The sequence below is a fragment of the Limosilactobacillus sp. C0001E2 genome (genome assembly GCF_056590915.1).
Genome location: NZ_JBWPXC010000001.1, coordinates 112,830 through 132,384, shown reverse-complemented (window position 1 = coordinate 132,384; position 19,555 = coordinate 112,830). Strand labels below are relative to the sequence as shown.

The following is a 19,555-nucleotide window of genomic DNA, read 5'->3' as shown; positions in this document are numbered from 1 at the left end:
TCGCTTTTTCGATTAACCTCTTTTAAGTTTGATTATGATTTGTTGAACTATGGCTGCCGAACCGAAAGCCAGAACAATGGTTGCTCCCCATAAACTAAATAAAACTAAGTATGGGTGAATAGTTACATATTTTACTAAGTGAAGGGCTCGCCAAAGTAGTTGTTCCCAGAAGACATTACTGAGGTAGGCCTGATAGGCGAGATCAGCAAAGTAGTGAAAAAAGTGCTGGATTGCTAAGTGGTGATGGAATTGGTTACTAAGGGAAAGTTTGGCGACTAGTCCAATTACCATTAAGCTGTACATGGTGGTTGATGGCTTATAGTAAGAAGCGTTAACTAAATTAATCGGCCAGCCATACTGCCGTAATTCATGATTACACTTAACAAAAGTGATGGCCAGAATTACCAGAAGGATGGGCCAAAAACGAAAAATCCAGTGATTAAATTGTCGCCGATAGTTCCATGCTAGAACGCCATAGACAGCATAGAGAATGAAACTAATAAATAAACGGTCAGTGAGATACCAATGGGCTTCATCAGGTTGATGAAATATGTAACTGTTATAAATGCCAAGCCAGACGAGGTAAAGAACGGCAGTACCAATCAAAACGGCCCAGCCTTTCCAAACGTTCTGTCCCAACCACAGGTGGAGTTGCCAGAAAAGTGGTACCAGAATGGCAAACTGGAGCATCATCGTGTTGTACCAAAGGTGAGGAGCGGCATTACCATTAATAAATTGCCAGAAAAAGGTTACAATATTATGCCAGCGGAAGCGTTGCTGCAGGTCGGGCATAATTAACAGGTAGATTAAAGACCAAATAATCGTCGGCAGAAAAAGAGAAAATCCGATATTGCGATAATAAGCACGAACATCAAAGTAGCCTAATTCACTGTGTTGGCGAATATCAGTATATAAAATACCAAAAATAAAGGCTGGGGCCGTGTACTTAATTAAATTATAGATGCTCCCTAAATTGGTTTGCAGATGGGGCGACTGATCATGGATTAATAGACCAATGATTGGTTGCCCCATAACGGCGACACAAGCAAAGACCTTTAAATAATCACCAATATCACCACGAAGATGGGAACGAGCAGACTTATTCACATGAATCATTCTTTCTAAAATGAAGTAACTAACCCTAGTGTAAATCTTTTTAGTAAAAAAAGATAAAAGTTAGTCATTTTTGCGTCTTTAAATAATGAGACCCAAAAAATAGGAGGAATGTTTTATGAAATATTCAAAATGGCAAGGTTACTCATTATGGATTAGTGTAATTAGTGGGGCAGTTATTATTTGTTCGGGGAGTCCGATTCAAGCTGCCGAAAATACTAGCCAACCACCGACGACGTCAGCAACGGTTGCCTTACCGCAGACTAAACGAATCATTGAAATTACTTCCACTGATGGGACAGTCCATCAACAACAAACGGATCTAGTTTCTTGGCGGTCGGGCAAATATGGTGAATATCTTCGCACTAGTTCAGCAAAATTGCCCCAAATTGCAGGTTATCAAAATAATGCTAATGGATTAGTCATTGATAAATTAGAAAAAATCAATATTCCAGTCACGGTTTACCATATAGAATATTTTCCGAAGGACGATCATCAACGTCAGCCACCAGCCAACTGTTCAGTAGATCTCAAAGATTCGCAGGGAAAAATCTACGTTCGTCATCTCTATACCGTCCCATATGACAAAACTCGGCAGGTGACCTTACAAGCACCAACCGGCATGGATTTTGTCGATTCAGTAAGCAAGGATCAATTACTGATGGGTAAATATGGTGAACATAAGGAAGTATTAGTACAGCCTGAGGAATTACCGTCCAAGCCGACGACAGGCACGGCACCAAAGACCGTAGAGCCAATTAAAGAGACACCAACTCCGTCACAGAAGAAACCACAATCAGAAAAGCCGGTGAAGTTGCCTTCATCAAACCATTTGGAACCAGTAAAAGACACGTTAACTCTCCCAAAGAAGGAGCTGCAAGTGAAAGTAACGCAACCGGTAGTCCATCATCAAATATTTCCCAAAGCCCTAATCACTCAATTACTTCAGAAATGAAGCCAGTGATGCAACTTGCTGATGAAAAGCACGCAACCGGTGATTTAGCAAAGTTGAAGGAATACAACCGTCCACTAAAAAGTCACCTCAACCACAAAAAACTCCAATCAACAAGTGAGACTTTACCACAAACCGGTAATCGTGGTGGACAACTGTTAGTGGCCATTGGAGTGGCACTATTATCAATCTTGGGACTGTTTCATACTCAACACAAACGTTAGAAAATTATTACTTGCATTCTCATTTTTCTAATGATATCCTAATTAGGTAATCTTTTTGGGAGGTTGAAGACATGTTATGTTCAAATGCAAATCAATCAACCGCCACCTCAACTAATCAGCTGATTTAAGTTGGGGGATTTAAGAATGATCAAAATAAATGGATCTTCCAGCCAGTAATCAACGGCAATGGAGGATCCTTTTTTAAAGAATGAGGGATTTTTAATGCAAGAGGAAAAACAACCCCAACTAAAACGATCCATGACTCCTGGACAAATGGAAATGATCGCCATCGGTGGCACGATCGGTTCTGGGTTATTTATGGGGGCAACGTCAACAATTAAGTGGGCGGGTCCATCCGTCTTGTTAGCCTACGCTTTTGTTGGAGTAATTTTGTATGGAGTAATGCGGGCGCTGGGTGAAATGATTTATATTAGTCCTGGAACGGGTTCTTTCGCTGATTATGGAACGACCTACATTCATCCATTGACTGGATATTTAGTTAAATGGAGTAATGTTTTCCAGTTTATTATCGTGGGGATTTCCGATATCATCGCAATGACCCAGTATCTGAACTATTGGTGGCCCAATCTACCAGATTGGTTATCCGGAATTATCATGATTATTATTCTCACGTTGGCTAATCTGGTCTCAGCTAAAGCATATGGTCGACTAGAGTTCTGGTTTGCGATGATCAAAGTGGTCACAATTATTGCGATGATTATCATTGGGTTATTAGTGATCGTCATTGGTCTTGGTAACCATTGGCAGCCAGTCGGAATTGGCAATTTATGGCGCCATGGTGGGTTTTTCCCGAATGGATTAAAGGGTTTTGTCTTTTCAATGGCTGTCATTGCCGGTTCTTATCAAGGAATTGAGTTATTAGGAATTACGGCTGGTGAATCAGCTTCTCCGCGGCATGCAATCGTCAAATCAGTTAAGTCCGTAATTTGGCGGATCTTAATCTTCTATATTGGTGCGATTTTTGTAATTGTTTCCATCTATCCTTGGGATCAACTAAAAGCAGTTGGTTCACCATTCGTAGAAACTTTTACCAAAGTTGGAATTACCGGTGCCGCAGGAATTATTAACTTTGTAGTCTTAACGGCAGCGTTATCTGGAGCTAATTCAGGAATCTATTCTGCCAGTCGGATGTTATTTAAACTGGCTATCGATAAAGAAGTTCCAGCTTTCTTTGGTCGACTATCCAAACGGGTGGTTCCTAACGTTGCAATTGTTACCATCTCGTTTTGGATCTTTCTGGGCTTTGTCGTCAATTTTGTTCTAACCTCCATTAGTTCCGCATCCAAAGATCTGTTCGTAATTGTTTATAGTTCAAGTGTGCTCCCGGGAATGGTTCCGTGGTTTGTAATCTTGTTATCCGAATTGAATTTCCGAAAGGCTCACCCAGAACGCCTGAACGATCATCCGTTCAAAATGCCGCTCTATCCAGCTTACAATTATTTCTCGCTCACCATGTTAGCCTTGATTGTTCTGTTCATGTTTATTAACCCTGATACGCGAGTTTCTGTATCAGCAGGGATTGTCTTCTTGGTCATCATGACAGTAATTTATTTCTACCGAGCTAAGCGTGGTAAGGAGGACGTTGAGATTAATAAACAAATATAGGTCTAGAAGATCGTGGTTATCAAGCCACGATTTTTTAATAATCACGAACGAACTGGTGTTCATTTTAAGCTGCTTAGTGTAAAATAGTAGTAATAACATTACCGGGAAGGATTCATGAAAAGTGAAAAGAAAATTTAAAAAGTTATGGCGTTGGCTAGCAGTTTTTGCGGTGCTCTTTGCCATTGCAACTGGCTTTCAAAAAAATAGTGGTCAGACTAGTGAAGCATCTACAAATAGTATTGCTAAAATCTTTAACCAATTTAGTCAGTTTTCATCGCAAAATACTTCACATGGTCAGCAATTACCAGCGCCTACTGAAGACGAAGCTAAGGTTGTCTTAACGGATGCGGTGCGAAACCAGTTACCTGCTAATTTGAGCTGGAATGGTCATGGGGCCTATATTGTCAATAATAATCATCCCCAATTGAACGCCCAAATTTCTAGTGCACCGTACGCGGTTAACCATGTGGATGCTAAAGGGCGCGCGTGGCGTGGTGATGCGTGGCTAAACCATAGTACGCGGCAATATCAAAATCGTGAGCAAACGGGAAATGGCGCAACAAATTGGCGTCCAGCTGGCTTCCTTCAAGCAACTAATTTAACTAATGGTCCGCGGCATGCATATGATCGAGGACATTTATTAGGATACGCACTGGTGGGGGGCATTAAGGGATTTAACGCTTCGGAATCAAATCCGCAAAATATCGCGACCCAAACTGCGTGGGCTAATGAAGCCCGATCGAGTAATTCGACTGGGCAAAACTACTACGAAGGATTAGTACGAAAAGCCTTGGACCAAAACAAACTAGTTCGCTATCGGGTTACTAATATTTACGATGGTAATTGTGTAGTACCAGCCGGTGCTCATATCGAAGCCATATCTAAGGATGGCTCATTGAGTTTTAACGTCTTTGTGCCGAATGTGCAGAACAATATTAAGATTAATTACGAAACTGGTGCAGTAGCTAAAAGATAATAATAGTTACATGACTATAAGAGCTCCTTTTATAATTGTTGTTTATTAGCAATTAATAATTACTAAAGTGATTTGTAAATTGGGAGGCTATGATCCAGAGAACTGGAACACTATAATGTAAAGTTCTAATAAAGAATGGAGATTCATGAAACTCAAAGATTTCATGGATCTCCATTCTTCTTTACAATAATTAATCGATAAAAACTAAAGCCTTCTTTAGTCTTATATTATCCATTTTATAATAACCTAGTGTGATCATTCTTAAAGTAACGTTCCGACAAGTGATATATGGAATGATGCATTTATTATTTTTCAAAGCTTTACAATCATTGAACTACATATTTCTAGGAATCTATAGATTGATGTTTAGAGTATATGCATGTAATCCAAGCAGTAAATGGTACACTGATTAAAACACCGATAAAAGAAATTAAAACTTCGTCTAACTCATTTACCATAATTTGATTATTAATAATCATACTTAGCGAATAGTGAAGCCCAGCAAACCAAGTAAAAAGTGATAACAAGCCACCAAAAAAACCAAAAAATAGTGTATTTAAAGCAGTACCAATTATCTGATGTCCAATGTGCATTCCTGTAATAAATAGTGGTGAGGGGCGTAAATCAGGATGCTTTTGTAGAACCTCTTGCATCCCGCTACTTATGGCAATAGATGCTTCAGCGATTGCTCCTAAAGTTGCCATAGTTGTAATGGCAATTGAAACTTGAATGTAATCAATGCCAAAGGCGGTTGACATTCCTTGCAAATCATCGCTATCTTCCATTCCAAAACCATAAGCCATTGCTAAATGTGTTGTAATAATAACTAAAATCATGGTAACACTAACTGTTAACAATGAAGCATAAAATGCTGGTACAGTTGCTTTAATATTATCGGATCCCATAAAAATCGTAATGGACAAAACCAGCATACTAAAAATTATTGTTAGTACTAGTGGTGGTAAATGCCAGGTTATTAAAGTTATCAATAATATCAATGCGCCAAAGTTCAACCACATGCTTATAAAGGAAGTCCATCCTTGTTGATGACCTACGCTAATCATAATTACTAGTAATACTAAGCTTAATGCAAAAATACTACTCATTGACTTACTTCCTTCCTAATAAAATAGCGCCAAACATGCTAACGATTGGTACCACACTTGCAATCCCAATTGCGCTTATCAAACTTTGTACCATCCCCAAACTCATATTCATATTAAATGTATATCCCCAACTATTACCGTTTTTTAAATATAAGATACTGGAGGCAAAAGTTCCGGTCATAAAAACTAAAAATAAAACATTTATCAGTGGCCCGACAATTTCATTTCCAACTTTTTTACCAGCTTGAAATAGTTGCTGTCGACTAATCATTGGATTTAAAGAATGCAGTTCAAATAAGGTGGCGATAATATCACTGCATTCATCCATGACTGCACCCAATGAACCTAACATTAACTCTGCCAAAAAAAGTGTTTGAGGGATTTGTGTTACATATTGCATGGATTCATAGAAGACACCACGATTTTTCGTTATTTTTAAAATCAAAATACCTAGTAAAACGGAAAACAACGTCCCGAGGATTGTTGAAAACAATGTTGCTAGCATTTTTTTGTTTGGCCCCAAAATAATTAGTAGACTAATTGTTGAGAAACAAATTGTTAAAATGCTAAATACAATTACAACTGCATTGCCATAAACGTGTTGATCAATCCAAATTGCTAAAATAAATAAGGAAGTATTTATAATGACACTAAAGATTGTTTTCAATCCATCTTTATTCATTAATAAAATTAACAGTGCAACAACCAGCCATCCCAGAAAAACAATGACATAATCACGTTTAACGTTTTTTATATTTCCTTCCAAACCATTTTTAGACTTCGCAATTTGAGATACAAAAACTTGACGATTTTTATGAAACTCTTGATCTGTAGCATGAGTTTTAGTAAAGCTATTTTTTAGATAGATTTTTTTACCATGATAATGACCATTTAACACTATTCCTCGTATTTTTTGGTAAGTAATTTGATCTTTGTTTTGAAATTCATCAACTTGTTTAAGTGGTTTACTGTTAGTTACTTTTGTAATTTTAGCGATCGGCTGGTGGTATAAAAACTGATCATGACATGCAAAAGTCATTAATAGGCACCCCACAAGTAACAGAATAACTATTTTCCAATATTTTGCTGTATGTTTTTTCAGTCTAAACATTTTAAATTATCCTTTAATCTTCTGTTGGCTAATCAGTGTGCCAAGTTTATGGATAAACAAAGCTATAAAATATAATCCTACTTCAAAGGTAGCAACAAAAAAACTAACTGGCCAATTAGTGATATAAGCTAATGCTAATCCTAAATATGTACCGACTAAGCAGAATACTATCGATAAAAGAATAATCAAACTTATACGATGAGTAAAATATTGGGCACTGGCAGCTGGCAAAGTTAGTAAAATGAAAATTAAAAGCGAACCAACAATTTGAGCTGCAACACTAACACTAATGGCAAGTAATAACAAAAAAATAATTGAAAATAGATGGATTTTAATGCCAGCGGCAGTTGCCCCAATATGATCAAATGAGTCGAATTTAAGTGGTTTAAAAATAAGGCCAACCATCACAACTACAAAGATTGATAAAATAATAAGCTGCTTAACTTCATAATTACTAATGCCTACAATACTCCCAAATAAAATATTAGTTGCAGAACTCGACATTTTATTACTTAATGATAAAAATAATATTCCTAGTCCAAAACATAATCCTGAAACAGCTGTTGTTGCAGACTCTCTCCGTTCATTATTTGGACTTAATTGGCCAACTAGAATTGAACTTAGTAGTGTAAATATTAGCATCCCATTTAACAATGGCCAACCAACAAAAACAGCAAAAGCTCCACCAGCAAAGCCAATTTCCGAAAGTGTATGCGTTAAAAAAGACATCTTACGACCAACGATGAAAACACCCATTACGCCACTAGTAATTGCAATAAAGGTACTGGCAATATAAGCGTATCGCATAAAATCTAAATCAAACATGAAATTTCTCCTTTCATTTTGGCAATTTATTTATAGAATCAATCATGTAATTACCAGAAGACATATATAGAAAACGATTACCATATTGTTTAGCTAAGGGGAGATCATGGGTTACAAAAATGACCGTAACACCGTCTTTTTGAAAATTAGCAACAAGATTTAATAACTCATATTTCATAGAGTTGTCTAAACTAGCTGTTGCTTCGTCCAGAATAAGTAATTGAGGATGGTTAATCATAGCTTGAGCTAAATATGCTCGTTGTTTTTCACCACCAGAGGCTAACCCAAGCGGTTGGTTTTGCAGTTTAACAAGATCGGTTTTTTCAATGATTTTCTTTTGGGCAATTTTCTCTTTTGACGTTGCCCACGGTATTATTGCTGTTTGGTAATTCAATCTAACAAACTCACGAATGGAAAGGGGATATTCTTGGTCTAAATTTCTAAATTGTGGAACATAGCCAATTTCTCGTTTGGATGGCAGAATAATTTTTCCTTTTTGTGGATGTAAGGATCCAAGTAGCGTTTTAATTAGAGTAGTTTTTCCAACTCCATTGTCACCACAAATAATAAAAAAGTCTCCCTGCATAATTTTGCAGCTAAGAGACTTGATTACTGTATGGTTTCCAAACGCCACTGTTAGATTATTAATCGTTACAAGTGGTTTCATGGATAATTCTCCTATTTTTCTTCTTCTTGAATTTTAGATAATTGTTGATATTGACTCATCATCCATTGTTTATATGTTTTTCCATTTGGCTTTGATTCCGTCACTCTAAGTACTGGAGTATTATGTTTTTTAGCATACTTTACTAGATTATTAACTACCTTATCGCTAGTCTGTGAATTTTCAACGAAAAACGCTAAACGATGGTTCTTCATATCATTTTTAATGGATCGAATATCTTTTGGTGAAGGATCTGTTTCATCTTCAATTGCCTTTTCAAAATGGCGATCTGATACTTGATATCCTGTTGCATTTAATGCGTAGTCAAAAACCGGTTCACTTACTGCAACTTTATTCCGTTGAGAGTTAACATTATTTTTGATTTCACTAACTTTTTCATCAATTGATTGTAAAGATTGAGCATATTTTTTAGCATTAGCTTGATAATAGGAAGTATGTTTAGGATCGATTTTACTGTATTTATCAGCTAATTTATAAGCTAAGTCTTTCATTGTTGATGGACGATACCAAACATGTTCATTGTCACCAACCTTTTTACCAGCCACAGATTTACCAACATTAATTACTTGTAAATTATGTTGATGATTATTTTTAACTAGTTTATTTAGCCACGAATCATAATCTAAGCCATTTTCAATCACCACGTTAGCTTTAGAAACCTGTTTGGCTTGTTTAGTTCCTGGATGATAGTCGTGTGGATCAATTGAGGTGCTATTAATGATCGAAGTAACATGCCCATATTTTCCTGCAACTTGATTTGCTGCTTCCCCATAGAAGTCCAATCCGGTAACCACTTGAATTGGTTTACCACTGTTGCTAGAAGCCAATACATGACTAAAACCAGTAATGGTTAAGAATGCGATCATAGCAATAAATAATTTCAAAAATAAACGCAAATGTTTCATAATTCTAAATCTCCTTTATTGGTTAATCGTAATGATTACTATTTGCAAAAATGATTGTATCCTTTGCATGCTATTTTTGTCAAGATAAAGTTTAAATAGCCATAACATTAAAATCCCTATGATTACAATCAATCAAATAATAAGTAACTTGAAAAAACGGGCTAAATAGCGGAAAATAGACATGTATTCCATGAATAATTATTGGAGATTAAAGAATGTCAAATGAAATCAAAACGACTGGTAATGATGTTAACACCAATCGAATTAATATTATTTATAACAATCAGTCTAAACAAATGACCCTGGATCAAATCTTTTATGCAGAAAAATATCCGCAATTAATGGGGGTCACGGGCCAGATTAGTCCAGAATTTCTAAATAAACATCTTGCGCATTTTGTTCAGGTAGAAATTGCCATTGGCAGCTTGCCGAATTACCATCACTATACTTCGATGGAAAATGTTACTAAAGATGCTCTAGCAAACGCGCTTTTGAATACCGCTAATAAGGAATCAATTAAGTTGTTTCAAAGCCTCAGTTCGCAACTCCAACTGGCGGCATTAGCTGGTGTATTAAAACTTGAAATTGCACCAACCCAAGTCATCCATTCACGCTTTTACCTCTTAGGTAATCCAGCAACGAAGGAAACGCGGGTCATTTTAGGTTCTGTGGACTTAACTGAACCATCATTTGACGTTAATGCCAATCGGTTTGAAGAAATAATGGTATTTGATAATTCACCGCTATATGAAAATTTGCTAAGCCATTTTAAAAGGGACCTTCGTCCAGTTTTACAGCCATACTTTACGAATGAATTATTGAAAGTTGCTGAAAAACAGCTTAAAGCATTAAAAGCAGCAAAGGGTGATAATGATAACATCATTATTTTGTCCAATGATGAGACAGATGACATTTCACACCGAGAAATGACTAATTTGATTGTCGACGACGTTCAACACCAAATCGATAAACAGCATCTGAGTGCTGGTGTCACCCTGGCAATGCGGAACGTTACCGATAATCGGACTCAAGATCAAGACAAGGAAGAACGGGCAATCAAGCAACGGGATACCGTCCTCATGCTTGAGAAAGAAGCCGTGTCACCACGAGCTGCCAGGCCCAAAATTAAAAAGCGGGAAGTTATTGCGGAAAACGTTGAAAATGCAATGTCCGCAGCAGTGTCGCCGCAGGATCTGGCTGTAGAAAAAAAGTACACGACGTTCCTTTATGATCGTCCACTCGAAAGAAACATTGCTCATAATAAAACAGGGCTATATACGCCCAATGATGCGGGGACTTTCCCGATTGCTTTTGGAAAATTAGCGACGATTAATCAAATTCGAGATGGTATCCATCAAATCGAAAACGTAATTAAAGGATACCAACAATTTGTCGTTGATTTTACTCCTGAGTATGGAAAACGATTTTACGAAGCGATCATGTACGCATTCACAGCTCCGTTTTTATGGGAAATCCGTCAACGGGCGAGTTTAAACCCAGAAGATGGGAACGATATTCCTAATTTTCTAATTTTAGGAGCAAGTGCAGGTTCGGGAAAGACCACGTTACTGCGTATCATTAACCAACTAACATGGAACACCGACAACTCATTAATTGACTTTGGTACCATTTATCCAACAGATACCAATCAGCGGAAAGCAAAGACAATGCAAGCGTTGGAGTCATATATGAAGCAAGGTAGTTCATACCCAGTACTGGTCGATGAAATCGAACCTTACTTTTTCCAACAGCCACAATACAGTCGTCGCTTAATCGTTGATACAATGAACCAGCTTGTTAATAGTCCCAAGCCATATGCTCCATTGATCGGAACCACGAACTATAATTCTGGTTTTACGATGCGGCGCGAAACTGCTCGACGGACATACTACCTTCAGCTGGATAAGGTCATTGATAGTGAAAAGAAGGGCGTTGCTTCAAAGTATATTTATGCTGTTCGCAAGGATCTTAACAATACTCTATTTAAAGATTTCGTAGTGCGGCTAGCTAACTACTTAGAAGACGATAGTACGCCATGGCGTCTCTTTGACCATACGACTGGTGAATTAGACTTTTTAGCAACCACGCGAAAAATTTTCCGTGATTACTATAAATTAATCGACGAGCCGGTCCCGGATTACTTCTCTGATGGCCTACGAGATGATTTCGGCGAAAATGCCCGTAGTAAATGGGCCAAACTATATCTTACCCAGAAAGATGATTTTATTTATCATGAAGAAAAGAATAGTTTATTGTTCGACATTACCCGTTTAACGACTTTTAATGGTTTTGAAAAAGATTCCATTGAAGAATATCGGAATGCATTACCTGTTGAAATATGTGTTGATGGGATCAACGGCAAAAACGGTAAGTTTGTTGAGTTAAAGGCGCCAGCCTTTTATGATTGGATTGGGGTCGCTAATCCACAGCTGCATCCAGAAAAGACGGCAGAAGAAGCGCAAACATCTGCAACACAGGAACCAGAAGAGGAAAAGCCAAAGAAAAAGAGTTTTTGGGCACGGTTATTCGGTTAAATCAGACACATTAGATAGAAGGTGGCAAGATGATTGCCAAAGTTGGTCGAGTCATTCTCAGAATTATTCTGATCATGATTTTGATTGGTGGGGCAGTTCAGTTGTATCTTTTACGAGGTAGTAAAGAGCAGTCTATTCAAACCAATAATCCGCAAGTTCGGTATCAGTCCACGCCAACTTTACTTATTCCTGGCTGGGGTGGTAACACGTGGACTTACCAAAAACTGATCAATACTGCTCAGAAAAGGAATGTTGCCCAAAAAAGTATGACGATTTGGGTGGCCCCCAATGGTCACGTACGTATCAAGGGTAATTTAAATCGGGAAAATTCAATTATCCAGTTACTATATGACTGGAACTACACTCCTGGTTATCAGGCTCAAACCAAGCAGTTAACGCGGGTAATGCGAATATTACATAATCAGTATCATGTTCGCACTTTAAATATAGTGGCTCATTCCTATGGTGGTACGGAATGGCTCCATGCTTATATTAGTTCGCCCGATATTCAAAAAAATATGCGTTTCCCCAAGGTGATTTTGCTTGGGACTCCCGTTGATGAAACTTTCGGAGAACGAACTAAATTTACGAAGTGGTTATTTAAGAAATCCAAGGACAGTAACTTTAAATTGATGGAGCGTCAAATTCGTCACACATCCCTAGTTCTCATTGGTAAAATTTATAATTGGATGGGTGCTAAGGGTGGACGCACTGATGGTGAAGTGCCACATATTCAGTCGGAGATGCTCCGCTCCATGCTGCAAAATAAACGGGTTAACTATGCTGAACATATTTATCCGCATACTAATCATGTCCAACTGCACCAAAAAAAGCAGATCTTAAATGATATTTTAAAAACACTCTGGTACAAATAAAAAGGAGGAAGTATGCAAAACGCTAATTTTAAATATCCAGATACGAAAGCCTTTAATTTTGTTGTTAAGCGACTTCAGGAGCGTGGGGTAACGATTGATGATCTTGTCAACCTGACCTTTAAGATGCAGGAAGAGTTCATCCCGAAACTAACTCATGAAGAATGCCGGGAAGCCGTCATTGATGTCATGCACAAGCGTGAATTCTTAAATAATGCGATGGTCGGCTTAGAATTAGACCGCTTGACTGAAGATAACCAAGTTGCGGAGCCACTAGCTACAATTATTAAAAACGATGCTGGTGTGTTTGGCGTTGATGAGGCATTGGCACTGCAAATTGCGGAACTATATGGCACAATTGGGGTTACTAACTTTGGTTATCTTGATCGAGTGAAGTCAGGGATTATTAAGCAATTTGATACCGACAGTGGACACGTGAATACATTCATTGATGATTTATTAGGAGCGATTGTTGCCGCTGCCTGTGGTAAATTAGCCCATCAAGAAGCATAATTATTAAAATCCGTGAAATAATCTTTTTACGGATTTTTTTTGCTCTTTAAAAATACTATTTTATCAATATAGGAAGCGCTTACCGCTATAATGAATTTGAAAAGAATTAAATTTCGCTGTTGACAAATGAGAAAAGTCTAATTAATATCTTAGACAACAATTAATTGAACAAAGATTTGCGACGAGAGGAACAGTAAATGTTTTCTTGACGATCAGAGAGTCCCCGTAGTGGTGAAAGGGGAAGGTTAAGCAAGCATTGAAGATCATCCTTGAGCAATGTGACTTGAACTAAGTAGAGTCGCCAGGAATGCATCCTTTATCATGCCAGCGTATGCACACGTACGTTCAGAGGTTTAGTCAGTAATGACTAAATAAAATTAGGTGGTAACACGGTAAATGGATCGTCCTAAGTAGCTAGTTTATTAGCTGCTTAGGACTTTTTTTGTTCAATCAAATAACTTTTCGAGTGAGGTGAGGATCATGGAATCAGACATTACGGACATTAGTCAGATTAAAAAGCAATTAGAATTTCGGTTAATCCAACGCCTTACAGGAGGAAAAAATTATGAAGATGAACAAAAAAGTGGTGACTTTAGCTGGTGTCGCTTTAACAGCAATGTCGTTAGCAGCTTGTGGCAATAGTGGGAAGAACAAATCAAGCGGAGATTTAAACGTGACTTTAAAAGCAAATCCAGTCACCCTGGATCCTGCAAAAACCATCGAAACACCAAGCACTTCCATGCAAGTTCAATCATTTGAAGGACTGCTTAAGTATGATAAAAATAATAAGGTCGTGCTTGGTGAAGCTGCTTCACAACCAACCGTTACCAATGACGGTAAGACCTGGACATTTAACTTAAAGAAAGGACTTAAGTGGAGTAATGGTGATGAGGTTACGGCCCAAGATTACGTTGCCTCAATGCGGCACTGGGCTGACCCAAAGACCAAGTCACAAGCAGCGGATAAGGTTTCTAACCTTGAAAACTACGATCAGGTTGCGAAAGGATCAGCACCGACTTCCTCGTTAGGTGTTAAAGCACTGGGGAAATATAAAGTGCAATTCAACTTTGCTAAAAAACAGCCAACCGTTAACGTAAGAAATAACTTTGCTGCGAATTTAAAACCAATGAACCATAAGGTGTTAGCTAAGGAGGGTAGTAAGTACGGTTCATCATCATCAAAGGCCGTCTATAACGGACCATTTAAAGTCACCAACTGGAATGGGGGCAGTGATGATGAATGGAGCTACGTTAAGAACGAGCACTACTACGGTAAAAAGAACGTTCACATGAAGAAGGTGAATGTCCAAGTTACTAAGGATAACAACACTGCACAAAACCTCTTTAAGTCTGGTAAAGTTCAAGAAACTTCTGTGACCGCCGATTACGTGAAAGGAAACAAGGGCAATAAAGAACTAAATACTAGCCTGATGGCAACACAATATTACTTGTACTTCAATGGACAAAATGAATTAACCAAGAATGAGAATTTCCACCAGGCCGTAAACTACGCGTTTAATAATAATCAACTTGCCAAGAAAGTTCTGCAAGACGGTTCTGTAGGTGCTACCGGATGGGTCCCAGAGGGTGATATGAAGAATCCAAAGACTGGTGAAGATTTTGCTAAAGAGGCCGGCCATCTGCAAAAACAAAACAAGCAAAAAGCCCAAAGTTATTGGAAGGCTGCGCAAAAGGATCTCGGTAAGAAACAAATGACATTAAATCTGTTAGCTGATAATACTGATGACCAAAAACAAGTTGCTGAATACCTTCAATCAACCCTTCAAAAACAATTTAAGGGTCTCAAAGTTGAAGTAACCACTCTACCACACGCCCAACACGTTAGCCGAGACTTTGCTGGTAAGTTTGAATTGAACTTAACTGACTGGAATTCTAGTGTTCCTGACGCTTCTGACTTCCTCTCTCTCCTGAAGACCGGCAATAAAGTTAATTTCACAAATAACACAGATGAAAAGCTCGATAACTTGCTTAATGAAGCCAATGACGGTACTAAGTCAGCTAGCGAACGTTATAAGCTCCTCCAACAAGCAAACAAACAAGTTCATACCAACGCTGATGGGGTGCCGCTATACACTGCAGCACAAGCCCACTTAGTTTCAAAACACGTCACTGGTCTGAATTACGGACCATTCAATACAGTTGCTCAATACCAATATGCTCAATGGAAAAAGTAATTAACGTGATCAATAAAGAAGGTCGACTTGCTCCTCTGTCTGACCTTCTTTATTTGTAGAAACGGAGGTTCTTATGAAAAGATACATTTGCAAACGATTATTAATGATGGTCTTAACCCTCTTTATCGTGGCAACACTAACCTTCTTCTTAATGAAGATGATTCCGGGATCACCACTTGGCAATACAATGAAATTAACGAAGACGCAACAATTAGCGGTTGAAAAACAGTATGGATTGAATCGACCAGTGTGGCAGCAATACCTTTCCTATATGGGTGGTTTATTTCATGGTGATTTTGGAATGTCCTACCAATACACCAGTACATCCGTTGCTGAATTAATTGGGCGCCGAGTTGGTCCGTCAATTCTCATTAGTCTCCAAGCACTCGTTTTAGGTGTGGTGGTCGGCATTATCCTCGGTAGTCTCGGAGCACTGAAGAAAGGGACCTGGGTTGATACAACGAGCAGTACATTAGCAGTAATCGGAATCTCATTTCCCAGTTTTATTTTGGCAATCCTGTTGCAATACTATCTCGGATTTAAACTCGGTCTGTTTCCGGTTGCTAGTTGGGATGGCTTCCCTTCGACAGTTTTGCCAACGATTGCGTTATCAGCAGTCCCAATGGCCCAGGTTTCACGCTTTGTACGGACTGAAATGGTCGAAGTTTTGAATTCAGATTACATTTTGCTCGCTAAAGCAAAGGGGCTTTCAACCCGTGAAGTTGTTTTTCATCATGCTTTGAAGAATAGCATTATTCCAGCTTTAACCCTAATTGGTCCATTGGCAGTGACCCTCATTACCGGTTCTATGGTGGTGGAAAATATTTTCTCTGTTCCGGGAATTGGGGAGCTATTTATTAACTCCGTCTTGTCAAACGACTATCCAGTCATTATGGGATTAACAATGTTCTATTGCCTACTGTTATGTAGCATCATTTTATTAACGGATATTGTTTATGGCCTGGTTGATCCGCGCATTCTTTCCGAAGAAAAGGGGGAACACTAATATGAAACAACCTGAAACTGCACAATCATTTGAGTTTGTGAACGCTGATGTTCTTCACAATCATTCGGGGGAATTAGCAGAACACTCGCTTTCCTTTCGAACGAAGGCATGGCGAGAACTTAAGAAAAATACTGCAGCAATGGTCTCGCTTGGCTTTTTAACATTTGTTGTTGTCGTATCGATAATTTCGTTGGTTTGGATGCCTCATGATCCGAATGCGCAAAATGTCAGTTTATCGAACTTACATCCATTTCAAAACGCAAGTTACTTATTAGGAACGGATAATCTTGGCCGGGATATGCTTTCACGGTTATTATATGGCACCAGGATTTCACTAATGATTGCTGTCTTTGCAACAGTTGTTGATATCGTCATTGGTGTACCTTATGGCCTCGTTTCCGGTTGGTGCGGGGGTCGCGTTGACAACATCATGCAACGGGTTATCGAAATCATTAGTTCGATTCCGGAACTGGTATTAATCATTCTTCTGTTGATTATTTTTAAACCAGGATTAACTTCGATTGTATTTGCGATTGCATTAGGATCTTGGGTTCTCATGGCACGATTGGTCCGTGCTTCTGCAATGCAAATCAAAAGTGCTGACTTTGTCCTTGCAGCCCAAGTGATGGGGGAAAGTCCCGTCAAAATTGCCTTAAAACACATTCTACCTAATACGATGGGTGTAGTGATTACCAGGACAATGTTCACTATTCCCGCAGCAATTTTTCTAGAAGCTTTACTATCCTTTATTGGCATTGGGGTTAAAGCACCAAATGCATCATTGGGGACTCTATTAAACGCTGGTGAAAAAGGATTTCAATTTTACCAATACCAACTCTGGGAGCCAGTGATTGTCCTCTCACTGATGATGATTGCTTTCAATCTTCTTGGTGATGGTCTCCGGGATGCTTTTGATCCAAATACAAAGGGGTGAGATAAAATGGCGACAGACGTATTAAAAATCAAACATCTTTCCATTGACTTCCACACAATGGAGGGTGAAGTCCACGCAATTCGCGATGTCACACTAAAACTTCATCCAGGCGAAATCCTGGCATTAGTCGGTGAATCTGGTTCTGGCAAGTCAGTGACTACCAAGGCAGTAATGCAACTTCTCCCTAACAACGCCAAAGTTGTGGGTGGATCCGTTGAGTATGAAGGGAACGACCTTCTCAAGATGCCAGAAAAGGAACTTCAAGAACTGCGGGGCAATGAATTAGCTGAGATCTTTCAAGATCCAATGACGGCTCTTGATCCAACTATGCGGGTGGGCAAGCAGATTATGGAACCGTTATTAAAACATCAAAAACTAGATCGGGCAACCGCCAGACAACGGGCACTCACCATTATGGAAAAAGTGGGCATTGTGAATGCTCAGCAGCGTTTCAATAATTTTCCATACCAATTTTCTGGCGGAATGCGGCAACGAATTGTAATTGCAATGGCGCTTATCTGTCACCCGAAAGTGTTGATTGCCGATGAACCAACCACGGCCCTTGACGTAACCATTCAATCGCAAATTTTGGCGTTGATTAAACAGCTTCGTGATGAACTCAAAACAGCGGTCATTTTCATTACCCATGACTTAGGGGTTGTTGTCGGAATTGCAGATCGGGTGGCCGTTATGTACGCCGGGCGAATCCTTGAATTTGGCACGGTCGAAGATATCTTTTATCATCCGCAACATCCGTACACAGTTGGATTGCTTAAATCAACACCAACAATGGATATGAATGAGGGTGACCTAGAATCAATTCCGGGTAATCCGCCGAATCTTATTAATCCACCAGCGGGCGATCCGTTTGCAAACCGCAACCAACATGCGCTAACGATTGATTATCAACAAATGCCCCCGTTCTTTAAGGTCAGTGACACTCACTATGCCGCTACTTGGCTCCTTGACGAACGGGCTCCACAAGTACACCTGACAGAAAAACTTGAGCAACGTCGGCAACATTATGCTGACCGTTTAACCAAGGAGGGGTCCGCCAATGAATAATAATCTAGTTGAAGTTAAGCATTTGAAAAAATATTTTCACCAAGGCCATCCTGATGAAGTTCACGCGGTCGATGACGTGACTTTTAGCATTCGTCGTGGAGAAGTATTTGGCTTAGTTGGCGAATCGGGATCGGGTAAGACCACCACGGGACGCTGTGTCCTCAACCTTTATCAACCAACCACTGGTCAAATTTTCTATCACGGTCAAGATATTACGGCATTAAAAAAAGGACGCGATTTAAAAAAATTCCATCACGAAACTGCAATGATTTTTCAAGATCCATATTCATCATTGGACCCGCGAATGGCGGTACGCGATATCATCGCAGAAGGCTTAAAAGTTCATCAGCAGACCAGTAGTCGGCAAGAACTTGACCAACGAGTGGCAGAAACAATGGAACTAGTGGGTCTTACGCCTGACGTAATGAACCGTTATCCTTATGAATTTTCTGGTGGACAACGGCAACGGATCGGAATTGCTCGCGCTTTAGCTACGGATCCAGAATTTGTGGTCGCGGATGAGCCGCTATCTGCTCTGGATGTTTCCTTTCAGGCTCAAATTGTTAAATTAATGGAACACCTTAAAGACACAAAACATTTAACATATTTATTTATCGCCCATGATATTTCGATGGTTAAGTATATTTCTGACCGAATTGGCGTGATGTATCACGGTAAACTAGTTGAATTAGGAACGGCAGATGAAATCGTCAACCATCCATTTCATCCATATACTAAGAGTTTGCTATCAGCAGTCCCGGTCCCAGATCCAACTTACGAACGGGTGCGACAACCATTTACTTATGATGGTGATTCCGCTAAATTACCGTTACGCGAAGTGTCTGCTGGTCATTACGCTGCTTTAGCGGAATAGGGCAAGGTGTTTTTATACAAAAATAATTAGTTAACGAAAG

The 19,555-nt window shown here is 39.0% G+C and carries 18 protein-coding genes and 1 other annotated feature; of the genes, 12 read left to right on the top strand and 6 right to left on the bottom strand.

The genetic code is table 11. The annotated features are described in order from the left end of the window. Positions 1 to 12: 12 nt before the first annotated feature. Positions 13 to 1,116: an acyltransferase family protein gene (locus tag AC1EKL_RS00670; protein WP_480189038.1), complete on the bottom strand. Its 1,104-nt coding sequence runs from the start codon at positions 1,114 to 1,116 to the stop codon at positions 13 to 15. 115 nt (positions 1,117 to 1,231) lie between these two features. Here AC1EKL_RS00670 and AC1EKL_RS00665 point away from each other — a divergent pair, with 115 nt between their 5' ends. The 4 genes from AC1EKL_RS00665 (at position 1,232) to AC1EKL_RS00650 (ending at position 4,891) form a co-directional block, all read left to right on the top strand. Then, on the top strand, positions 1,232 to 2,068 hold the full coding sequence (locus AC1EKL_RS00665) for a hypothetical protein (protein ID WP_480189037.1): 837 nt from the start codon (positions 1,232 to 1,234) through the stop codon (positions 2,066 to 2,068). A gap of 8 nt (positions 2,069 to 2,076) precedes the next feature. After that, the gene (locus tag AC1EKL_RS00660; protein ID WP_480189036.1) at positions 2,077 to 2,289 is read left to right on the top strand and encodes an LPXTG cell wall anchor domain-containing protein; all 213 of its coding nucleotides are present in this window, start codon (positions 2,077 to 2,079) and stop codon (positions 2,287 to 2,289) included. A gap of 222 nt (positions 2,290 to 2,511) precedes the next feature. Continuing rightward, on the top strand, positions 2,512 to 3,915 hold the full coding sequence (locus tag AC1EKL_RS00655; protein WP_480189035.1) for an amino acid permease: 1,404 nt from the start codon (positions 2,512 to 2,514) through the stop codon (positions 3,913 to 3,915). 121 nt (positions 3,916 to 4,036) lie between these two features. Next, positions 4,037 to 4,891 carry a DNA/RNA non-specific endonuclease gene (locus AC1EKL_RS00650; RefSeq protein ID WP_480189034.1) on the top strand — a complete coding sequence of 285 codons (855 nt, stop codon included), beginning with the start codon at positions 4,037 to 4,039 and terminating at the stop codon, positions 4,889 to 4,891. A 344-nt stretch (positions 4,892 to 5,235) separates the two neighbouring features. Here AC1EKL_RS00650 and AC1EKL_RS00645 read toward each other — a convergent pair whose 3' ends face one another. From AC1EKL_RS00645 to AC1EKL_RS00625, 5 genes are read right to left on the bottom strand one after another with little or no spacing between them, the layout of a single operon-like run. Further along, a complete protein-coding gene (locus AC1EKL_RS00645; RefSeq protein ID WP_480189033.1) occupies positions 5,236 to 5,997 on the bottom strand; it encodes a YibE/F family protein in 762 nt (253 codons plus the stop codon). Between the two features lie 4 nt (positions 5,998 to 6,001). Next, positions 6,002 to 7,108: a YibE/F family protein gene (locus AC1EKL_RS00640; protein ID WP_480189032.1), complete on the bottom strand. Its 1,107-nt coding sequence runs from the start codon at positions 7,106 to 7,108 to the stop codon at positions 6,002 to 6,004. 6 nt (positions 7,109 to 7,114) lie between these two features. Continuing rightward, positions 7,115 to 7,933, bottom strand: coding sequence for a metal ABC transporter permease (locus AC1EKL_RS00635; RefSeq protein WP_480189031.1), 819 nt, complete (start codon positions 7,931 to 7,933; stop codon positions 7,115 to 7,117). A 13-nt stretch (positions 7,934 to 7,946) separates the two neighbouring features. Continuing rightward, a complete protein-coding gene (locus AC1EKL_RS00630; RefSeq protein WP_480189030.1) occupies positions 7,947 to 8,600 on the bottom strand; it encodes a metal ABC transporter ATP-binding protein in 654 nt (217 codons plus the stop codon). 11 nt (positions 8,601 to 8,611) lie between these two features. After that, on the bottom strand, positions 8,612 to 9,523 hold the full coding sequence (locus AC1EKL_RS00625) for a metal ABC transporter solute-binding protein, Zn/Mn family (RefSeq protein ID WP_480189029.1): 912 nt from the start codon (positions 9,521 to 9,523) through the stop codon (positions 8,612 to 8,614). Between the two features lie 215 nt (positions 9,524 to 9,738). On the opposite strand from AC1EKL_RS00625, the gene AC1EKL_RS00620 reads away from it, so the two are divergent. From AC1EKL_RS00620 to AC1EKL_RS00585, 8 genes are all read left to right on the top strand, one after another. Continuing rightward, entirely contained in the window at positions 9,739 to 12,057 is a 2,319-nt protein-coding gene (locus tag AC1EKL_RS00620; RefSeq protein WP_480189028.1) for an ATP-binding protein, read from the top strand. Between the two features lie 29 nt (positions 12,058 to 12,086). Continuing rightward, positions 12,087 to 12,932 carry an alpha/beta hydrolase gene (locus AC1EKL_RS00615; RefSeq protein WP_480189027.1) on the top strand — a complete coding sequence of 282 codons (846 nt, stop codon included), beginning with the start codon at positions 12,087 to 12,089 and terminating at the stop codon, positions 12,930 to 12,932. 12 nt (positions 12,933 to 12,944) lie between these two features. Beyond that, entirely contained in the window at positions 12,945 to 13,442 is a 498-nt protein-coding gene (locus AC1EKL_RS00610) for a phosphatidylglycerophosphatase A family protein (protein WP_480189026.1), read from the top strand. 172 nt (positions 13,443 to 13,614) lie between these two features. Beyond that, positions 13,615 to 13,854 (top strand) — a binding site (T-box leader). Positions 13,855 to 14,007: 153 nt separating this feature from the next. Next, complete coding sequence (locus tag AC1EKL_RS00605) at positions 14,008 to 15,636, top strand: peptide ABC transporter substrate-binding protein (RefSeq protein ID WP_480189025.1); 1,629 nt, start codon at positions 14,008 to 14,010, stop codon at positions 15,634 to 15,636. A gap of 73 nt (positions 15,637 to 15,709) precedes the next feature. Continuing rightward, positions 15,710 to 16,642 (top strand): ABC transporter permease, encoded by a 933-nt coding sequence (locus AC1EKL_RS00600; protein ID WP_480189024.1) that lies wholly within the window; start codon positions 15,710 to 15,712, stop codon positions 16,640 to 16,642. A gap of 1 nt (position 16,643) precedes the next feature. Beyond that, positions 16,644 to 17,576, top strand: coding sequence for an ABC transporter permease (locus AC1EKL_RS00595; protein WP_480190162.1), 933 nt, complete (start codon positions 16,644 to 16,646; stop codon positions 17,574 to 17,576). Between the two features lie 6 nt (positions 17,577 to 17,582). Beyond that, positions 17,583 to 18,641 carry an ABC transporter ATP-binding protein gene (locus tag AC1EKL_RS00590; protein ID WP_480189022.1) on the top strand — a complete coding sequence of 353 codons (1,059 nt, stop codon included), beginning with the start codon at positions 17,583 to 17,585 and terminating at the stop codon, positions 18,639 to 18,641. Beyond that, positions 18,634 to 19,515: an ABC transporter ATP-binding protein gene (locus tag AC1EKL_RS00585; protein ID WP_480189021.1), complete on the top strand. Its 882-nt coding sequence runs from the start codon at positions 18,634 to 18,636 to the stop codon at positions 19,513 to 19,515. The genes AC1EKL_RS00590 and AC1EKL_RS00585 overlap by 8 nt, the downstream gene beginning before the upstream one ends. Positions 19,516 to 19,555: the final 40 nt, after the last annotated feature.

Coding starts and splice junctions, on each gene's coding strand:
- AC1EKL_RS00670 (WP_480189038.1), bottom strand. CDS start 1,116: ATGATTCATGTGAATAAGTCTGCTCGTTCCCATCTTCGTGGTGATATT.
- AC1EKL_RS00665 (WP_480189037.1), top strand. CDS start 1,232: ATGAAATATTCAAAATGGCAAGGTTACTCATTATGGATTAGTGTAATT.
- AC1EKL_RS00660 (WP_480189036.1), top strand. CDS start 2,077: ATGCAACTTGCTGATGAAAAGCACGCAACCGGTGATTTAGCAAAGTTG.
- AC1EKL_RS00655 (WP_480189035.1), top strand. CDS start 2,512: ATGCAAGAGGAAAAACAACCCCAACTAAAACGATCCATGACTCCTGGA.
- AC1EKL_RS00645 (WP_480189033.1), bottom strand. CDS start 5,997: ATGAGTAGTATTTTTGCATTAAGCTTAGTATTACTAGTAATTATGATT.
- AC1EKL_RS00640 (WP_480189032.1), bottom strand. CDS start 7,108: ATGTTTAGACTGAAAAAACATACAGCAAAATATTGGAAAATAGTTATT.
- AC1EKL_RS00635 (WP_480189031.1), bottom strand. CDS start 7,933: ATGTTTGATTTAGATTTTATGCGATACGCTTATATTGCCAGTACCTTT.
- AC1EKL_RS00630 (WP_480189030.1), bottom strand. CDS start 8,600: ATGAAACCACTTGTAACGATTAATAATCTAACAGTGGCGTTTGGAAAC.
- AC1EKL_RS00625 (WP_480189029.1), bottom strand. CDS start 9,523: ATGAAACATTTGCGTTTATTTTTGAAATTATTTATTGCTATGATCGCA.
- AC1EKL_RS00620 (WP_480189028.1), top strand. CDS start 9,739: ATGTCAAATGAAATCAAAACGACTGGTAATGATGTTAACACCAATCGA.
- AC1EKL_RS00615 (WP_480189027.1), top strand. CDS start 12,087: ATGATTGCCAAAGTTGGTCGAGTCATTCTCAGAATTATTCTGATCATG.
- AC1EKL_RS00610 (WP_480189026.1), top strand. CDS start 12,945: ATGCAAAACGCTAATTTTAAATATCCAGATACGAAAGCCTTTAATTTT.
- AC1EKL_RS00605 (WP_480189025.1), top strand. CDS start 14,008: ATGAAGATGAACAAAAAAGTGGTGACTTTAGCTGGTGTCGCTTTAACA.
- AC1EKL_RS00600 (WP_480189024.1), top strand. CDS start 15,710: ATGAAAAGATACATTTGCAAACGATTATTAATGATGGTCTTAACCCTC.
- AC1EKL_RS00595 (WP_480190162.1), top strand. CDS start 16,644: ATGAAACAACCTGAAACTGCACAATCATTTGAGTTTGTGAACGCTGAT.
- AC1EKL_RS00590 (WP_480189022.1), top strand. CDS start 17,583: ATGGCGACAGACGTATTAAAAATCAAACATCTTTCCATTGACTTCCAC.
- AC1EKL_RS00585 (WP_480189021.1), top strand. CDS start 18,634: ATGAATAATAATCTAGTTGAAGTTAAGCATTTGAAAAAATATTTTCAC.